Here is a 17,211-nt window from a genome sequence, read left to right as displayed (position 1 = left end):
ATGACTATCACAGCGGCGTTGTGTGATCTGCGACACGCCGAAGACACACGCGTGTCACGCTTACGACCTGCGAATTTCAAGAATGTCGTTTCGAACATCTTGTATCTCTTCTCGTTGTCACCCCCTAGGTGTAGTGTTTTGAGCACCGGTAGATCCCAGTTCACCGGGTCCCAGCAGGTTCACGGGGCGCGGCTGAGCTTTCCGAGTTTCGGCATCGCCAGGTCCGATCAACCTGGTGGCCGTAGGACGGGAATCTGGAGGCTTGCCGGGCCGCTGGGCAGAGCGAAGTTGCACCAGCTGAATCGTTGCCAGTTCCTGTTCCCCGACTTCCGCAAAGGAGCGGTATCACCGTGACCATCACCGTCTACACCAAGCCCGCATGTGTGCAGTGCGTCGCCACCTACAAGGCGCTGGACAAGAACGGGATCGCCTACCAGAAGGTCGATATCAGCCTGGACTCCGACGCGCGGGACTACGTGATGGCATTGGGCTATCTGCAGGCGCCGGTGGTGGTGGCCGGAGACAATCACTGGTCCGGCTTCCGGCCCGATCGCATCAAGGCGCTCGCCGGTACGGCACTGAGCGCCTAGCGCGGGCCGTCGACGAGGGGTAAGGAGATTGCGGTGCCATGGAGATCATGCGGCGCAACTTGGTCTATTTCTCCAGCGTGTCGGAGAACACCCATCGCTTCGTGCAGAAGCTGGGCCTACCCGCTACGCGGATACCGCTGCACGGCCGCATTGAGGTCGACGCGCCGTATGTGCTGATTCTCCCGACCTACGGGGGCGGCCGGGCCACGCCGAGCCTCTTGGATCATCAAGCCGGCTACGTCCCTAAACAGGTCATCACCTTTTTGAACAACGAGCACAATCGAGCGCTGCTGCGCGGGGTCATCGCCGCCGGCAACACCAACTTCGGCGCGGAGTTCGGCTATGCCGGCGACGTCGTGGCCCGCAAGTGCGGCGTTCCCTACCTCTACCGCTTTGAACTCATGGGTACCGAGGACGACGTCGCCGCCGTCCGTGCGGGGCTTGCCGAATTCTGGAAGGAACAGACGTGTCACCAACCGTCACTGCAGAGCCTGTAACCACCGGCGCGCACGCGCATTTCTCCGGGGGCCCTGGCGAAGCGGATTACCACGCGCTCAACGCGATGCTGAACTTGTACGACGCAGACGGCAAGATTCAGTTCGACAAGGACGTGCTGGCCGCGCGCCAGTACTTCCTCGAGCACGTCAACCAGAACACGGTGTTCTTCCACAATCAGGACGAGAAGCTTGACTACCTGATTCGCGAGAACTACTACGAGCGAGAGGTCCTCGACCAGTACTCGCGCAACTTCGTCAAGACCCTGCTGGACCGCGCCTACGCCAAGAAGTTCCGATTTCCAACGTTTTTGGGCGCATTCAAGTACTACACGTCCTACACGCTGAAGACGTTTGACGGGAAGCGGTACTTGGAGCGCTTTGAGGATCGGGTGGTCATGGTGGCGCTGACCCTGGCCGCCGGCGACACCGCGTTGGCCGAGAAGCTGGTCGACGAGATCATCGACGGGCGGTTCCAGCCCGCCACCCCGACGTTTTTGAATTCGGGCAAGAAGCAGCGCGGCGAGCCAGTGAGCTGTTTTCCCGCAGGAACACCCGTGGATACCCCCGATGGGCCGCAGGCGATCGAGACTCTGCGGACAGGTGATCGGGTGCTCTCGCACGACGGGTCATACTCCGTCGTCGAGCGGGTCATCGAGAACCCTAACAACCAAGCCCTCATCTCCATTTCACACTTTGGTCATAGGCAACCAATCCTGTGCACTCCCGAGCATCCCATCTTGGTGTGGACCACGCGCGACGTGCCGACATTGATCGACGGTGACGGTGCTGACCCCTTCAATGGATTTGTATGGTTGGCGGCCAGGGACATTCAGCCCACAGACTTCATCGTGACAGCAGCGCCACAGGAGGTACGGCCGCGCCGGGTCTATGACTTGTTGGAGTACGCCGGCGCGGTTGAGTACGAAGAAGTTGACGGGCTCATACGCAAGGTCAACACCAATCGCAAGCACCGCAACAAGCAGCGCCACCACGCGCGCTCTAGCTCAGTGAATCGCTATATTGAAGAGTCGTACGAGCTTGGCCTTATCCTCGGCTGGTACGTCGCCGAGGGGCGCATCTCCAAGCGATCTGGACCTGCGGGCCGAAACCCCAACGCGATTCACTTCACCATTGGCACTCACGAACTCGAGTACCAGCGGGAATTGGCGGCGGCATTCAAGCGAGTGTTTGCCACGGACCTCTGCGTACACCAAAGTACTTCTGACCAGTCGGTGCGCATGATTTGCAACAGCAAAGTCGTGTTGTCACTGTTGCTGTCGCTGGTCGGCACCGGATACGACTCGAAGCGGTTGTCCCACGATGTCTTAACTGCCGATGAAGAGTTTCAGCGTGGATTGCTGGCAGGGTTGTACCGGGGGGACGGGTGCAGTACCGCCGGCGGCATGGTGCTCGACCTGGTGAATCCGGTGCTCATTGATCAGGTGCAGCTTCTTCTGCGCCGAATCGGAATCGTGTCGAGGGTCCGCCAGTACATCAACCGAGCAGGCAATGTGACTGGACAGGTATTCGTGCCTGGACTGCCCGGCGCCAACGAAGAGTTCATCTTCGACGTTGGCAAGAACCTGCACAACTATGTCGGCCAGAAAGGGTCGTCGCGCACCACTTATCAGGTCGTGCACGGGCGGCACGTGTATGGAATCCGAGAATTGAGCAGCACGCAGGACGTTCCCACCAAGGTCTACAACCTCCACGTCGAAAACACGCATACTTACACGATTCGTGGCACTGTCGTGCACAACTGTTTTCTGCTTCGCATCGAGGACAACATGGAGTCGATCGGGCGATCGATCAACTCCGCGCTGCAGCTGTCCAAGCGGGGCGGGGGAGTTGCGTTGCTGTTGACCAACATTCGCGAGCACGGGGCGCCGATTAAAAACATCGAGAACCAGTCCTCGGGTGTCATCCCGATCATGAAGCTGCTCGAGGACTCGTTCTCCTACGCCAACCAACTTGGGGCGCGCCAAGGTGCCGGCGCGGTGTATCTGCACGCGCATCACCCCGACATCTACCGCTTCCTCGATACCAAGCGGGAGAACGCCGACGAGAAGATCCGGATCAAGACGCTAAGCCTGGGCGTCGTGATTCCCGATATCACCTTCGAGTTAGCCAGGCGCAACGACGATATGTACCTGTTCTCGCCCTACGACGTCGAACGCGTCTATGGCGTGGCGTTTGCCGACGTCTCGGTGACCGAGAAGTACTACGAGATGGTCGACGACGCGCGCATCCGCAAGACCAAGATCAAGGCGCGGGAGTTCTTCCAGACGCTGGCCGAGTTGCAGTTCGAGTCCGGCTATCCCTACATCATGTTCGAAGACACGGTCAACCGAGCCAACCCCATCGAGGGCAAGATCACGCACTCGAACCTGTGCTCGGAGATCCTGCAGGTGTCCACACCGTCGCTGTTCAACGATGACTTATCGTATGCCAGAGTGGGCAAAGACATTTCGTGTAACCTGGGGTCGCTGAACATCGCCAAGACAATGGACTCGCCGGACTTCGCCCAAACCATCGAGGTGGCGATCCGTGCGCTGACCGCGGTCAGCGACCACACCCACATCACCTCGGTGCCCTCAATTGAGCAGGGCAACAACGACTCCCATGCGATCGGGTTGGGGCAGATGAACCTGCACGGCTACCTGGCCCGCGAGCGCATCTTCTACGGTTCCGAAGAAGGTGTCGATTTCACCAACATCTACTTCTATACGGTGCTGTATCACGCGCTGTGGGCGTCCAACCGCATCGCGATCGAACGAGGCGCGCGCTTCAAAGGCTTCGAACGGTCCAAGTACGCCTCGGGGGAGTTCTTCGACAAGTACACCGAGCAGGTGTGGGAGCCGGAAACGGAAGCTGTTCGGCAACTGTTCTCTCAAGCCGGCATCCGCATCCCGAACCAGGATGACTGGAAGCGGCTCAAGGAGTCGGTGCAGGCGCACGGCATCTACAACCAGAATCTGCAGGCGGTGCCGCCGACCGGGTCGATCTCTTACATCAACCATTCGACGTCGTCGATCCACCCGATTGTGTCGAAGGTCGAGATCCGCAAGGAAGGAAAAATAGGGCGGGTCTACTACCCGGCGCCGTATATGACCAACGACAACCTGGAGTACTACCAGGATGCCTATGAGATCGGTTACGAGAAGATCATCGACACCTATGCCGCGGCCACGCAGCATGTGGATCAAGGGCTTTCGCTGACATTGTTCTTCATGGACACCGCCACCACTCGCGACGTGAACAAGGCCCAGATCTACGCCTGGCGCAAGGGGATCAAGACCCTGTACTACATCCGGTTGCGGCAGATGGCGCTGGAAGGCACCGAGGTCGAGGGCTGCGTGTCCTGCATGTTGTGAGCAGGCGCAAGCGAATCTCTAAAAGAACTTGCGCGTTGCAAGATGAGCGGGCCGCGGCCGCGACGCGGTCGGCCCGGTTCTTCGCAAATCGCAACGGGAGTGAAAGTCCTTTGCGCTGACTGTCGACTTTCCGACGCTCAAGCGTGTCGGGTCATGCGGTTCACACTCGCGTGGCCGCAGAATCCGTGGGTCTGCCCAGGTCAGCAGCGACAAACGCGGTAAGGTGCTTGACGTGGCGAGAATCGCTCGACCCCATCCCAGCGCGAAGCCGGTGGTGAAAGTCGACGCGCGCAGCGAACGTTGGCGAGAACATCGCAAGAAGGTGCGCAACGAGATTGTCGAAGCGGCCTTCCGTGCCATCGACCGCTTGGGGCCCGAGCTGAGCGTGCGTGAGATCGCCGAAGAAGCCGGCACCGCCAAGCCCAAGATCTACCGCCATTTCGCCGATAAGTCCGATCTATTCGTGGCGATCGGCGAACGGCTGCGCGACATGTTGTGGGCGGCGATCTTTCCGTCGATCAATTTGGCCACCGACACGGCTCGCGAGGTCATTCACCGCAGCGTCGACGAGTACGTCACCCTGGTCGACCAGCATCCCAACGTGCTGCGGGTCTTTATTCAGGGTCGCTCGGCAACGCAGTCCGAGGCGACCGTGCGAACGCTCAACGAGGGCCGAGAAATCACCTTGACCTTCGCCGAGATGTTCAACAACGAGCTGCGGGAGATAGAGCTGAACCGGGCGGCGCTCGAGCTGGCGGCATTCGCCGCCTTCGGTTCGGCGGCCTCGGCAACCGAATGGTGGTTGGGCCCGGAGCCAGACAGTCCGCGGCGGATGCCGCGTGAGCAGTTCGTCGCGCACCTGACAACGATTTTGATGGGCGTCATCGTCGGCACCGCCGAAGCGCTCGGCATCGCGATGGACCCCGAAAAGCCCATCCACGACGCGGTACCACGCCACCGCGACGTCAGCTGAAGGCTGCTGCCGTTGACATCGCTGCAGCGATCGACAAGACTCGTAGTATCCGATACCCAGAGTACTGGGTATTCGCGGTACTCGCGTTCCAAGTCAGGCGCCTGTCGGCACAGCTGCGCCGCTCATACAACAAGAAAGACCTACATGCCATGACTGATGTCGTGACTCCGACTACCGAGACTACCGAAAAAGCCGAGCAACCCCAGTCACCCCAACCGCCGGTGCACGCCCGCGCAGTCATCATTGGGACCGGATTTTCCGGCCTGGGCATGGCCATCGCGCTGCAGAAGCAAGGCTTCTCCGGCCAAGACTTCGTCATTTTGGAGAAGGCCGACGAAGTCGGTGGGACGTGGCGCGACAACAGCTACCCAGGCTGCGCCTGTGACATCCCGTCGCACCTGTACTCGTTCTCGTTCGAGCCCAAGCCAGACTGGAAGAATCCGTTCTCCTACTGGGACGAAATCCTGGATTACCTCAAGGGCGTCACCGAGAAATACGGGCTCAAGCGCTACATCGAGTTCAATTCTTTGGTCGATCGCGGTTATTGGGACGACGACGAGTACCGGTGGCACGTGTTCACGACCGACGGGCGCGAATATGTCGCCCAGTTCCTCATCTCCGGGGCTGGCGCATTACATATCCCGTCCTTCCCCGACATCGATGGGCGCGACCAATTTGCCGGTCCGGCTTTCCATTCCGCGCAGTGGGACCACAGCGTCGATCTGACCGGTAAGCAGGTGGCCATCATCGGCACCGGCGCCAGTGCGATCCAAATCGTCCCGGAGATCGTCGAGCAGGTTGCCGAACTTCAGCTCTACCAACGCACCCCGCCGTGGGTAGTGCCGCGTTCCAACCCCGAGATCCCGTCGGCGCTGCGTCGGGCGCTGGAAAACGTTCCCGGGTTACGTGCGTTGGTGCGTCTGGGTATCTACTGGGCCCAGGAGGCGCTGGGGTACGGGATGACCAAGCGGCCGAACGCGCTGAGGGTTATTGAGGCCTACGCCAAGTACAACATTCGCCGCTCGGTGAAGGATCGCGAGCTGCGCCGCAAGCTGACCCCGCACTACCGCATCGGCTGCAAGCGGATCCTGAACTCCACCACGTACTACCCGGCCGTCGCGAATCCCAAGACCAAGCTGATCACCGACCGCATCACCCGAATCACACGCGACGGGATCGTCACCGCCGACGGCACCGAGCGCCACGCCGACGTGATCGTGTACGCCACCGGCTTCCACGTCACCGACTCCTACACCTACGTCCAGATCAAGGGACAACACGGCGAGGACCTGGTTGACCGGTGGAACCGCGAGGGCATCGCGGCACACCGCGGCATCACCGTGGCGCAGATGCCGAACCTATTCTTCCTGCTGGGTCCCAATACCGGGCTGGGACACAATTCGGTGGTCTTCATGATCGAGTCCCAGATCCACTACGTCGCCGACGCGATCGCCAAGTGCGACCAGCGGGGCGCGCAAGCGCTGGCCCCCACCCGCGCCGCGCAGGATCGGTTCAACGACGAGCTACAACACAAGCTGGCCGGCTCGGTGTGGAACAGCGGCGGCTGCCGCAGCTGGTATCTGGACGAGCACGGCAAGAACACGGTGCTGTGGGGCGGCTACACCTGGCAGTACTGGATGGCTACTCGCTCGGTCAAACCCGAGGAGTACGAGTTCCTGGGAGTTGGCAGCAATCGGCGGCGGTAACAACGGGTACCACCCGTTCGTGATCGCAAAGTTGTGTGCCCGGTTCGCGGCCGGTGTTATCGCTTTCGTCGTGGCTGCCTGCAGCCATGACGCCGGTGTGCCGGGCAGTGCGACGACTACCGGCATGCTGCCGTCGGGGGTGCCCACCGAGGGCAGCCGCCCGCCGGCCCGTGGACTGCCGTCAGCAGCTGAACCCCAGCGGGCGCCGCGGCCTGGTGGTAACCCCATCGGACGGGTGATCCCGGTCGGCAACGCCCCCGAAGGCATCGTCGTCGACGCGCTGACGCGTACTGTCGTGGCCGCCACCCGTGACCCGAACGAGTTGGTGCTGATCAACGCCGACTCCGGTGACATCACCGGACGAATCCCGCTGCCGGGCAGGGTTCGTCATCTTCAGCTGGCGGCTCCGGGTGGTCCGGTGCTGGTTCCGGTCGAGTCGGCCGATTCCCTGGTGCGTGTTGACTTGCCGCAGGGACCGGCGCAGTCGCCCATCCGTACCGGCACTGAGCCGCACGATGCCGCCGCGGCATCCAACGGCACCGTCTTCGTCGCCAACGAGCTCGGCGGAACCGTGGCGGTAATCCGCGGCGAGCAGATCGTCAAAGTCTTCACCGACAGCGTGCAACCGGCCGGGATGGCGGCGGTCGGAACCTCAGTGGGCCTGCTGGACGTCCGTAAGAACGACCTGACCGTGTACGACGCCGAACGGCTGACCATTATCGGCTCCACGCCGGCCGGTGCCGGTCCCACCCATTTGGTCGCCGACCGGCACGGGCGCATGATCGCCGCCGACACTCGCGGCAATGCTGTTCGGGTGTTCACCCCGCTGCCCACGCCGCGCGAGGTGGCCAGCGTTATCCAGCCGGGCGGTCCCTATGGAATTGCCTACGACGATAGGCGGGACCGATTGTGGGTAGCGTCGTCGGGCACCAACGAGATAGTCGGCTACGACATGAGCGCTGCCAAACCTCGACCAGTGCAACGGTTTCCGACCGTACAGAATCCCTACACCGTGGGTGTCGACTCGAACACCGGCCGCGTTTTCGTCGCCGGAGTCTCCGATGGTGTCGTACAAGTCATCGATGGGGGTTGAATTCCACGCCGCTGGGTACCCGGCCGTCACGAGTTCAGATGCGTACCGGCACTTCGACAATCGCGACGCAGGCTGGATCAACCAACCCACGAATTTCGTGCGGCGGGGGACCGACAAGCCGTTGTTGTTGGCGCCTGGGCTCGGATCCGATCGGCATGATTGGCAATCCATCATGCCTAGGCTGGTCGCGCACCGCGACGTGATCGCGGTGGACTTGCCGGGATTCAGCGAGAGTCCGCCGATCAGCCGCAGCGTACTGTCGAGCTGATCCTGCCGGCGACATAATGGCGCCTGGGTGCGACACGCAAACACAACTTATGGTGTTGCGCGGGCTTGTCGGACCCCAGGGGTAGTGTTTGAGGCCTGGGTACGGCGTTTCTGGGAGGCGACAATGAAGGTTATCGACCGAGTCTCAGCGATCAACTGGAATCGGCTCCAAGACGAAAAGGACGCCGAGGTCTGGGATCGGCTGACCGGAAACTTCTGGCTGCCCGAGAAGGTGCCGGTATCCAACGACATTCCGTCGTGGGGCACCCTGACCGCCCACGAGAAGCAGCTCACCATGCGGGTCTTTACCGGTCTGACCATGCTGGACACCATCCAGGGCACCGTGGGTGCGGTCAGCCTGATTCCTGACGCCCTGACTCCGCACGAGGAGGCGGTGCTGACCAACATCGCGTTCATGGAGTCGGTACACGCCAAGAGCTATAGCCAGATCTTCTCCACGTTGTGCTCCACGGCGGAGATCGACGACGCCTTCCGCTGGTCGGAGGAAAACCCCAACCTGCAGCGCAAAGCTGAGATCGTGCTGCAGTACTACCGCGGCGACGAACCGCTGAAGCGCAAGGTGGCCTCCACGCTGCTGGAAAGCTTCTTGTTCTACTCGGGCTTCTACCTGCCGATGTACTGGTCGAGCCGGGCGAAGCTGACCAACACCGCGGACATGATTCGGCTAATCATCCGCGATGAAGCCGTCCACGGCTACTACATCGGCTACAAATTCCAGCGCGGCCTGACGTTGGTCGACGACGCTAAGCGGGCCGAGCTCAAGGACTACACTTACGAGCTGCTATTCGAGCTCTACGACAACGAGGTGGAGTACACCCAAGATCTTTACGACGAGGTCGGACTGACCGAAGACGTCAAAAAGTTCTTGCGCTACAACGCAAACAAGGCGCTGATGAACCTCGGTTACGAGGCGCTGTTCCCGCGGGACGAGACCGACGTGAACCCGGCGATCCTGTCAGCGTTGTCCCCCAACGCCGACGAGAACCACGACTTCTTCTCCGGGTCGGGTTCGTCGTACGTGATCGGCAAGGCCGTGGTCACCGAAGACGAGGACTGGGAGTTCTAGCCCCACATGTGCGGGCCGTGAACGGCGCGTGAATTGTCCGCCGGCTGAGACCTCTCGCTGGCGCGGGTGCGGTACCTACCGTGACACTGTTGGGGTGACGAAAGCCTCTTCTGCTCACCCCCACTTTCTGCGGTCGGTCATTCGGTGGCTGCAGGTCGGTTACCCCAACGGTGTACCGGGGCCCGATCGGGTAGCGCTGCTGGCGCTGCTGCGCAGCACGCCGTTGACCGAGGAGCAGATCAAGGAAGTGGTGCGCAACCTCACCGCGGAGGGGTCGCCGGCCATAGCCGATGGTGTGATCAACCGGGACGAGATAGCCGAATTCATCTCCAACGTCACTCACCACGACGCCGGGCCGGAGAACATCCAACGGGTGGCCGGCATACTCGCTGCCGCCGGCTGGCCGCTGGCCGGCATCGACGTCAGCGAGGTCATTCCCGGCGATGACGACGCGTCGGCAGCCGACGAGGTTGCCTCACAGCCGTGAGATGTCGATGACGAAGCGGTAGCGCACGTCGCTGGCCAACACCCGCTCGTAGGCGTCGTTGACGTAACTCGGCTCGATGATTTCGATTTCGGGCGTGACATCGCGTTCGGCGCAGAAGTTCAGCATCTCCTGGGTCTCGGCGATCCCGCCGATATTCGAACCGGACAGGCTGCGCCGCATCGATGCCAGCGCGAACGCCGGAACCTCCATAGGGTGTTCGGGAATGCCCAGCTCGACCATGGTGCCGTCGACGTCCAGCAGATTCATGTACTGACCCAGATCGAGGTTCGCCGAGACGGTGTTCAGAATCAGGTCGAAGCTGCCGCGCAGCTTGCGGAAGGTATCGGGGTCAGAGGTGGCGTAATAATGGCTGGCGCCCAGCCGCAATCCGTCTTCCATCTTCTTCAGCGACTGCGATAACACCGTCACCTCCGCGCCCATGGCGGCGCCCAGCTTGACGCCCATATGACCCAGCCCGCCCAGACCGATGATTGCCAGCCGGGTGTTGGGCTCGGCATGCCAATGCCGTAGTGGCGAATAGAGGGTGATGCCGGCGCACAGCAGTGGCGCCGCAGCATCCAGCGGCAGTGCGTCCGGGATGCGCACCATGAAGTTCTCGTCGACAACGATTGCCTCGCTGTAGCCGCCCTGAGTCGACTGGCCATCTTTGCCGATCGAGTTGTAGGTGAAGGTCGCGCCGCGTTTGCAGTACTGCTCGAGCCCGGCCAGGCAGCTGGCGCAGCCGCGGCAGGCGTCCACCATGCAGCCCACGCCGACATGGTCGCCCACTTGGTATTTCGTGACCTCGGAGCCCACGTCGGTTACCACACCGGCGATCTCGTGGCCTGGAACCACCGGGTATTTCGGTGTGCCCCACTCGGCTTTGACGGTGTGGATATCGGAGTGGCAGATACCGGCGAATTTGATGTCGATCGCCACGTCGTGCGGGCCAGGGTCACGACGGGTGATCGTGGTCTTGGTCAGCGGTTCGGCCGCGGAAAAAGCCGCGTATGCGGAAACAGTGCTCATACGAATCCTCTTGAGGTTGGTTGCGCCGTGGAAAAGCTTAGCTAAGTTAATGTTCTTGAGCCAGGTGGGAGCAGCCGAGGGCTTAGTTGATGGGCGCGCTGATCCAGCGCAGATCGTCGACGATGCCGCGAGCGGCGACCAAGCCCTGGCCCGTCTGCCAAATCTCGTCATTGACAACGAAGACCCGGTTGTCACGATTGGCCGATAGCCGGCGCCAGGAGTCGCTATCGAAGATCTCGGGCGCGCGGTCGGCCGCCTTCGACGAGGCGCACGAGACGTAGACGATGTCGGCGTCAGCGGCGGAGAAGTCCGGGCCCTTGTCCAGGTCGGCGTCGGTGGTACCGAGCTCGAGGTAGGCCCTATCGGTGAAACGTTGCGACGCCGGCCGGTCCACCCCGACTGCCCGCAGCACGCTGGCCGGGAAGTTGTTGGTTCCGTATATCCGCAGGGTATTGGCGGTCAATTGGACGATCGACGCCTGGAAGTGGGTCGCGTCGTGCTTAGTCCCCACCTGACTGGCCCGCTGGGCGAACCCACTGAGCAGCGCCTCCACTGCGGCGCTACGCGCGGTGGCGGCTCCGACACCGCGCAGGTTGTCCTCCCAGGCCGCGCCCGGCGCTGCGGTGTACACCGTCGGGGCGATCGCCGCCAGCTGTGGGTACAACCTGGGCGTGAACGCCACCGAGCCCAGGATCAGGTCGGGATGGACCGCCGCGATCGCGCCCAGGTTGGGGGAGTTGCGGCTGCCGATCTCAGGCAGATTATGCACTGTCTTGCCCAGGTAGGACGGTTGGCTGGTGGAGCCGTCCGGCAAGGCTGCGCCGACCACCCGGGATTGCAGGCCCAGCGCGCATAGCGCGTCGAGCTGATCCCCGGACAGCACCACGATGCGCTGCGGTTCGGCTGGAACCTGCACCACATCCGGGTTGACGCCTGCAGCGTTGCGCGCCGACCGGGTAGCCGGCCCCGGATCGGGCGCCGCCGCGTCGCGCGCACACGACTCGTCCGGCTTGCGTTCGTTTCCCAGTACCCCGGCCCCCGCGATCTGGGTGGTAGGAGTGACCACTGACCGCGACGGCGTGGTGGCTGGTTGATCGGCGCCGCAACCGGTACACATCGCGACCGCGGCTGCCAGAGATGCGGCGGCCAGAATCCGTTGCATCCCGGCGAATTGCACGCGTTCGACGGTAACATCCGACCGATCGGCGGCGGTCCGCCGAAGCGGCCTGCGCGCGCCCGCGGCGCAATTACGACAGTATGTAGGACCGGCACTGCCGGCTGCTCGATCGGCGGCTAAGATGCTGTCAAAGTAGGGTATTAAGACCCTATCCAGGCCGGATGTTTGGAGGAGCTGTTGACAGCCGAAGCGCCCCCGTTGGGAGAACTCGAGGCCATCCGTCCGTATCCGGCCCGCACGGGTCCCAAAGGGAACCTGGTCTACCGGCTGCTCACGACCACCGATCACAAGATGATCGGCATCATGTATTGCGTCGCCTGCTTCATCTTCTTTTTGGTTGGCGGCCTGTTGGCACTGCTCATGCGCACAGAGCTGGCGGTACCCGGTCTGCAGTTCTTGTCCAACGAACAGTTCAATCAGCTGTTCACCATGCATGGCACGGTCATGCTGCTGTTCTATGCCACTCCGATCGTCTTCGGCTTCGCCAATTTGGTGCTGCCGCTGCAGATCGGCGCACCCGACGTGGCTTTCCCGCGGCTGAACGCACTATCTTTCTGGCTGTTTCTGTTCGGCGCCACGATAGGCATGGCCGGCTTCATCACACCCGGCGGCGCCGCGGACTTCGGCTGGACTGCGTACACGCCGCTGACCGACGCCATCCACTCACCCGGCCCCGGCGGTGACCTCTGGATCCTGGCTATCGCGGTCGGCGGTCTGGGAACCATCCTGGGCGCGGTCAACATGATCACCACGGTGGTGTGTATGCGCGCGCCCGGGATGACGATGTTCCGGATGCCGATCTTCACCTGGAATATCCTGGTGACGTCCATCCTGGTGCTGATCGCCTTCCCGCTATTGACCGCGGCGCTGTTCGGGCTGGCCGCCGACCGCCACCTGGGGGCCCACATCTACGACCCGGCCAACGGCGGAGTCCTGTTGTGGCAGCACTTGTTCTGGTTCTTTGGCCACCCCGAGGTCTACATCCTTGCGCTGCCGTTCTTCGGGGTGGTCTCCGAGATCTTCCCGGTGTTCTCGCGCAAACCGATCTTCGGCTACACGACGCTGGTCTACGCGACGTTGTCCATCGCCGCGCTGTCGGTGGCGGTCTGGGCACACCACATGTTCGCCACCGGCGCAGTGCTGCTTCCGTTCTTCTCGTTTATGACCTTCCTGATCGCGGTGCCCACCGGGATCAAGTTCTTCAACTGGATTGGCACCATGTGGAAGGGCCAGTTGACCTTTGAGACGCCGATGCTGTTTTCGGTCGGCTTTGCGGTCACGTTCCTGCTCGGCGGACTGAGCGGCATCCTGCTGGCCAGCCCGCCGCTGGACTTCCATGTGACCGACAGCTATTTCGTGGTCGCACACTTTCACTATGTCCTGTTTGGCACCATTGTCTTCTCCACGTTCGCCGGCATCTACTTCTGGTTCCCCAAGATGACCGGGCGGCTGCTCGACGAGCGGCTGGGCAAGCTGCACTTCTGGTTGACCTTCATCGGTTTCCACACCACCTTCTTGGTGCAGCACTGGCTGGGAGACGAGGGGATGCCGCGGCGCTATGCCGACTACCTGTCCAGCGACGGCTTCACCAGCCTGAACATTGTTTCGACCATCGGAGCGTTCATTCTGGGCGTTGCGATGATCCCGTTCGTGTGGAACGTCTTCAAGAGCTGGCGTTACGGCGAGGTTGTCACGGTGGATGACCCGTGGGGCTACGGCAATTCACTGGAGTGGGCGACCAGCTGCCCGCCGCCGCGGCACAATTTCACCGAGCTGCCTCGCATCCGCTCCGAGCGTCCGGCCTTCGAGCTGCACTACCCGCACATGGTGGAACGGCTGCGGGCCGAAGCCCATGTCGGTCGCGCCCATGGGCCAGCAGACGGCGACATCACCAGAGCAGACGATATCAGCGTCCGCTCTTGATGGCTTAGATCCGGCGGCGGCCGCGGGTGACGACTCCACCCAAGGTGTCGGTGCTGATCACAGTCACCGGCATCGACCAGCCAGGTGTCACATCAGCGCTTTTCGAGGTGCTTGCCAAGCATGGCGTTGAACTGCTCAACGTCGAACAGGTGGTGATCCGTGGCCGGCTCACCCTGGGTGTGCTGGTGTCCTGCCTGCCGAACGTCGCCGACGGTCCCGCGCTGCGCGGCGATGTCGAAGCAGCCATTCACGAGGTCGGCCTCGACGTGACGGTCGAGCGCAGCGAAGACGTGCCGATCATTCGGGAACCGTCGACCCACGTGATTTTCGTGCTCGGCCGCCCGGTCACCGCCGGGGCTTTCAGCGCGGTGGCCCGGGAAGTGGCCGCGCTGGGCGTAAACATCGACTTCATCCGCGGCATCTCCGACTATCCGGTCACCGGGCTGGAGTTGCTGGTCTCGGTGCCGCATGGCGCCTATGCGCGGTTGCAAAGCGCCTTGACGAAGGTGGCCGCCGACGAGGGTGTTGATGTGGCTGTCGAGGACTACGGCTTGGCGTGGCGCACCAAGCGACTCATCGTCTTCGACGTCGATTCGACGCTGGTCCAGGGCGAGGTCATCGAGATGCTGGCGGCCCGGGCCGGTGCCGAAGGTGCGGTCGCGGCGATTACCGAGGCCGCCATGCGTGGTGAACTGGATTTCGCGCAATCGCTGCACCAGCGGGTGGCTACCTTGGCCGGATTGCCGGCCTCGGTAATCGACGACGTCGCCGCGCAGCTGCAGCTGATGCCGGGCGCGCGGACTACGCTTCGCACGTTGCAGCGGTTGGGTTTTCGCTGCGGAGTGGTGTCAGGTGGTTTCCGCCGCATCATCGAGCCACTGGCGAAAGAGCTGAATTTGGACTTCATGGCCGCCAACGAGCTGGAGATCGTCGACGGCATACTGACCGGCCGGGTGGTTGGCCGCATCGTCGATCGGCCGGGCAAGGCGAAAGCGCTGCGGGACTTCGCGGACCAATATGGGGTGCCGATGGAGCAAACCGTTGCCGTCGGCGACGGCGCCAATGATATCGACATGCTCGGCGCGGCCGGGTTAGGAATCGCGTTCAACGCCAAGCCGGCGCTGCGTGAGGTGGCCGACGCCTCGTTGAGCCATCCGTATCTCGACACGGTCCTGTTCCTGCTGGGGGTCACGCGCGGCGAGATTGAGGCCGCCGACGCCTTCGACTGCGGAGTGCGCCGCGTCGACATCCCCCCGGATTAGTCCGTCTGCTCGCGGGTCCGGTGGCGCGGGCGACCGGATCCTTGGCGGTACTACGGGTCGTGGTCGTGACCTGTTGCGTCGGCGCCAGTGAGCGGCGAGATGACGCGCACCTCCTCGGAGGCGTTCTCGACGACCACGAATTGGCCCATCATGCCCATGTCTTCGTGGTCGAGGATGTGGCAGTGGTACATGTAGGGCCAATGGGGGTCGGCGTAGTCGGCGAATCGGACAATCACGCGCACCTTTTCGAGTGGATTGACGAGCACAGTGTCCTTCCAGCCCTGCTCTTCGCCGGCGGGTGGCTTACCGTTGCGGTCGAGAATCTGAAATTGCGCGGTGTGAATGTGGAACGGGTGATAGAAGAGCGCCTCGCGGTTGTCGATCTCCCAAATCTCGAGGTCGCCCTTTTTCACCACCTCGTCGATCCGGTTGTGGTCCATGGGCTTTCCGTTGATGCTCATCCGATCAGTCATGCGAAAGACGCGAGTGCGCACGGCATCCTGCGGACGCGGTGGTGCGCTGGCGTTGAGCCGCGCGGGTAGCTCAGCCTGCGGTGACGAGCCGCCACGAGGCCGCAGTTGGAGGATCTTGAAGCTTTGATACTCGTCATTCGTTCCAGCCGTCACCGTCCTCATGAGGTGGTACATCGGCGCCGCGCCCTGGAACGCGTAACTCATCAGCGTCACCGGCTGATTCGTTGAACGCAGGTCGACGACGATCTCGGCCCGCTCGCCCGGGCCAAGGAGCATCCGGCTGCGCTCGACCGGTGCCTTGAGCAGGCCGCCGTCGGTCGCGATCTGCCAGAACGAGCGGCTATCTGAGAGCCCGAAGTTGTAGCGTCTGGCATTGGAGGCGTTGAGGATTCGCAACCGGATCAGCTGTGCAGGCACCTCGACATACGGCCCGCGGGTGCCGTTGACAAGTATGGTGTCGCCCATCGCGCCAAAGTTCTTCTGCGACCGATCCCGAACATAGGTCAATTTCCCGTCGTTGCTGAAACTGCGGTCCTGAACAATCAGCGGAATATCGTCGACGCCATAGGTTTTCGGCAGCCCGAGCCCGTCGCTGTTCTCGTCATCAATCAGAAACAATCCGGCCAAACCCGAATAAACCTGCTCGGCGGTCTTACCCAACGTGTGCGGGTGATACCACAGCGTCGCGGCCGGATTGGTGACAATCCAGTATGGCGACCATGTCTTACCCGGCGGGATCGGCTGATGTGGTCCGCCGTCCATCACGGCGGGCACATTCATGCCATGCCAGTGAACCGTGGTGGATTCGTCGAGCCCATTGCGGACTTCGATGCGCACCCGTTCTCCGGTGCGGGCACGAATTGTCGGGCCGAGGTAGGTTCCGTTGAATCCGGCCGTGTCGGCTAGCGCGCCGCGCACCAACTCGGTGCGGCCACCGTGCGCGGTCAGCGAGAACACCCGCTCACCGTTGGCTACCGTCGGCTCCAACAGCGGCGGAATGGCCAAGGGACGATCCAGAGCAAGGCCCTGGTTCACGAATCTGATGGGGTGCAGATGCGGGTAGGCGAACGAGGCGCCGAGCACGACGCCGATGAGACCCACAATAGTTCCCAGGGCAACAAACAGGGTGCGCCACCGGATCAGCCTGTCCGCCAAGCGGCGGGCCCGCCCGGATTTTGGGGTGGTCGCCTGAGTGGTCGCGGGCGAACTGTTACGGATCAACGCGCACACGTGTGATCAATAACCCCTTCCGCGTCAAATGTTCGAGCGGCAT

General features: G+C 62.5%; 14 protein-coding genes. 11 read left to right on the top strand and 3 right to left on the bottom strand.

The features are described 5' to 3' along the window. The first annotated feature begins 350 nt into the window (after positions 1-350). The 9 genes from F0Q45_RS06890 to F0Q45_RS06850 all read left to right on the top strand — a co-directional run bounded on the left by F0Q45_RS06890 (position 351) and on the right by F0Q45_RS06850 (position 10,074). Positions 351-590 carry a redoxin NrdH gene (locus tag F0Q45_RS06890; RefSeq protein ID WP_149653236.1) on the top strand — a complete coding sequence of 80 codons (240 nt, stop codon included), beginning with the start codon at positions 351-353 and terminating at the stop codon, positions 588-590. A 38-nt stretch (positions 591-628) separates the two neighbouring features. Continuing rightward, positions 629-1,087: a class Ib ribonucleoside-diphosphate reductase assembly flavoprotein NrdI gene (gene nrdI / locus F0Q45_RS06885; protein ID WP_149653235.1), complete on the top strand. Its 459-nt coding sequence runs from the start codon at positions 629-631 to the stop codon at positions 1,085-1,087. After that, positions 1,057-4,461: a class 1b ribonucleoside-diphosphate reductase subunit alpha gene (gene nrdE, locus F0Q45_RS06880; RefSeq protein ID WP_223163881.1), complete on the top strand. Its 3,405-nt coding sequence runs from the start codon at positions 1,057-1,059 to the stop codon at positions 4,459-4,461. The genes nrdI and nrdE overlap by 31 nt, the downstream gene beginning before the upstream one ends. Before the next feature lie 232 nt (positions 4,462-4,693). Then, on the top strand, positions 4,694-5,434 hold the full coding sequence (locus tag F0Q45_RS06875) for a TetR/AcrR family transcriptional regulator (protein ID WP_149653234.1): 741 nt from the start codon (positions 4,694-4,696) through the stop codon (positions 5,432-5,434). A gap of 149 nt (positions 5,435-5,583) precedes the next feature. Beyond that, positions 5,584-7,140, top strand: coding sequence for a flavin-containing monooxygenase (locus F0Q45_RS06870; protein ID WP_149653233.1), 1,557 nt, complete (start codon positions 5,584-5,586; stop codon positions 7,138-7,140). Beyond that, the gene (locus F0Q45_RS06865) at positions 7,118-8,233 is read left to right on the top strand and encodes a YncE family protein (RefSeq protein ID WP_262490897.1); all 1,116 of its coding nucleotides are present in this window, start codon (positions 7,118-7,120) and stop codon (positions 8,231-8,233) included. The genes F0Q45_RS06870 and F0Q45_RS06865 overlap by 23 nt, the downstream gene beginning before the upstream one ends. Continuing rightward, the gene (locus tag F0Q45_RS06860; RefSeq protein WP_149653232.1) at positions 8,223-8,501 is read left to right on the top strand and encodes an alpha/beta fold hydrolase; all 279 of its coding nucleotides are present in this window, start codon (positions 8,223-8,225) and stop codon (positions 8,499-8,501) included. The genes F0Q45_RS06865 and F0Q45_RS06860 overlap by 11 nt, the downstream gene beginning before the upstream one ends. 123 nt (positions 8,502-8,624) lie before the next feature. Continuing rightward, positions 8,625-9,587 carry a class 1b ribonucleoside-diphosphate reductase subunit beta gene (nrdF, locus tag F0Q45_RS06855; RefSeq protein ID WP_149653231.1) on the top strand — a complete coding sequence of 321 codons (963 nt, stop codon included), beginning with the start codon at positions 8,625-8,627 and terminating at the stop codon, positions 9,585-9,587. A gap of 94 nt (positions 9,588-9,681) precedes the next feature. Continuing rightward, positions 9,682-10,074 carry a DUF3349 domain-containing protein gene (locus F0Q45_RS06850; protein WP_149653230.1) on the top strand — a complete coding sequence of 131 codons (393 nt, stop codon included), beginning with the start codon at positions 9,682-9,684 and terminating at the stop codon, positions 10,072-10,074. Here the strand turns inward: F0Q45_RS06850 and F0Q45_RS06845 are convergent. Continuing rightward, the gene (locus tag F0Q45_RS06845; protein ID WP_149653229.1) at positions 10,063-11,103 is read right to left on the bottom strand and encodes an NAD(P)-dependent alcohol dehydrogenase; all 1,041 of its coding nucleotides are present in this window, start codon (positions 11,101-11,103) and stop codon (positions 10,063-10,065) included. The genes F0Q45_RS06850 and F0Q45_RS06845 overlap by 12 nt on opposite strands. Positions 11,104-11,185: 82 nt before the next feature. After that, positions 11,186-12,265, bottom strand: a complete 1,080-nt coding sequence (locus F0Q45_RS06840) for an iron-siderophore ABC transporter substrate-binding protein (protein WP_149653251.1) — start codon at positions 12,263-12,265, stop codon at positions 11,186-11,188. Between the two features lie 192 nt (positions 12,266-12,457). Between F0Q45_RS06840 and ctaD the strand changes: the two genes are divergently transcribed. Further along, positions 12,458-14,203, top strand: a complete 1,746-nt coding sequence (ctaD, locus tag F0Q45_RS06830; protein WP_149653228.1) for an aa3-type cytochrome oxidase subunit I — start codon at positions 12,458-12,460, stop codon at positions 14,201-14,203. A 26-nt stretch (positions 14,204-14,229) separates the two neighbouring features. Beyond that, complete coding sequence (serB, locus tag F0Q45_RS06825; protein WP_149653227.1) at positions 14,230-15,465, top strand: phosphoserine phosphatase SerB; 1,236 nt, start codon at positions 14,230-14,232, stop codon at positions 15,463-15,465. A gap of 50 nt (positions 15,466-15,515) precedes the next feature. Here the strand turns inward: serB and F0Q45_RS06820 are convergent, their stop codons facing one another. Next, entirely contained in the window at positions 15,516-17,168 is a 1,653-nt protein-coding gene (locus F0Q45_RS06820; protein WP_149653226.1) for a multicopper oxidase family protein, read from the bottom strand. Positions 17,169-17,211 lie beyond the last annotated feature (43 nt).

It is taken from the genome of Mycobacterium simiae (genome assembly GCF_008370645.1).
In the GTDB taxonomy this organism is placed as follows: domain Bacteria; phylum Actinomycetota; class Actinomycetes; order Mycobacteriales; family Mycobacteriaceae; genus Mycobacterium; species Mycobacterium simiae_A.
This window is presented reverse-complemented; position numbering and strand designations above follow the sequence as displayed.

Excerpts from the sequence above, each read along its gene's own strand:
- nrdI (WP_149653235.1), top strand. The coding sequence starts at position 629 with ATGGAGATCATGCGGCGCAACTTGGTCTATTTCTCCAGCGTGTCGGAG.
- F0Q45_RS06870 (WP_149653233.1), top strand. The coding sequence starts at position 5,584 with ATGACTGATGTCGTGACTCCGACTACCGAGACTACCGAAAAAGCCGAG.
- F0Q45_RS06860 (WP_149653232.1), top strand. The coding sequence starts at position 8,223 with ATGGGGGTTGAATTCCACGCCGCTGGGTACCCGGCCGTCACGAGTTCA.
- nrdF (WP_149653231.1), top strand. The coding sequence starts at position 8,625 with ATGAAGGTTATCGACCGAGTCTCAGCGATCAACTGGAATCGGCTCCAA.
- F0Q45_RS06845 (WP_149653229.1), bottom strand. The coding sequence starts at position 11,103 with ATGAGCACTGTTTCCGCATACGCGGCTTTTTCCGCGGCCGAACCGCTG.
- F0Q45_RS06840 (WP_149653251.1), bottom strand. The coding sequence starts at position 12,265 with ATGCAACGGATTCTGGCCGCCGCATCTCTGGCAGCCGCGGTCGCGATG.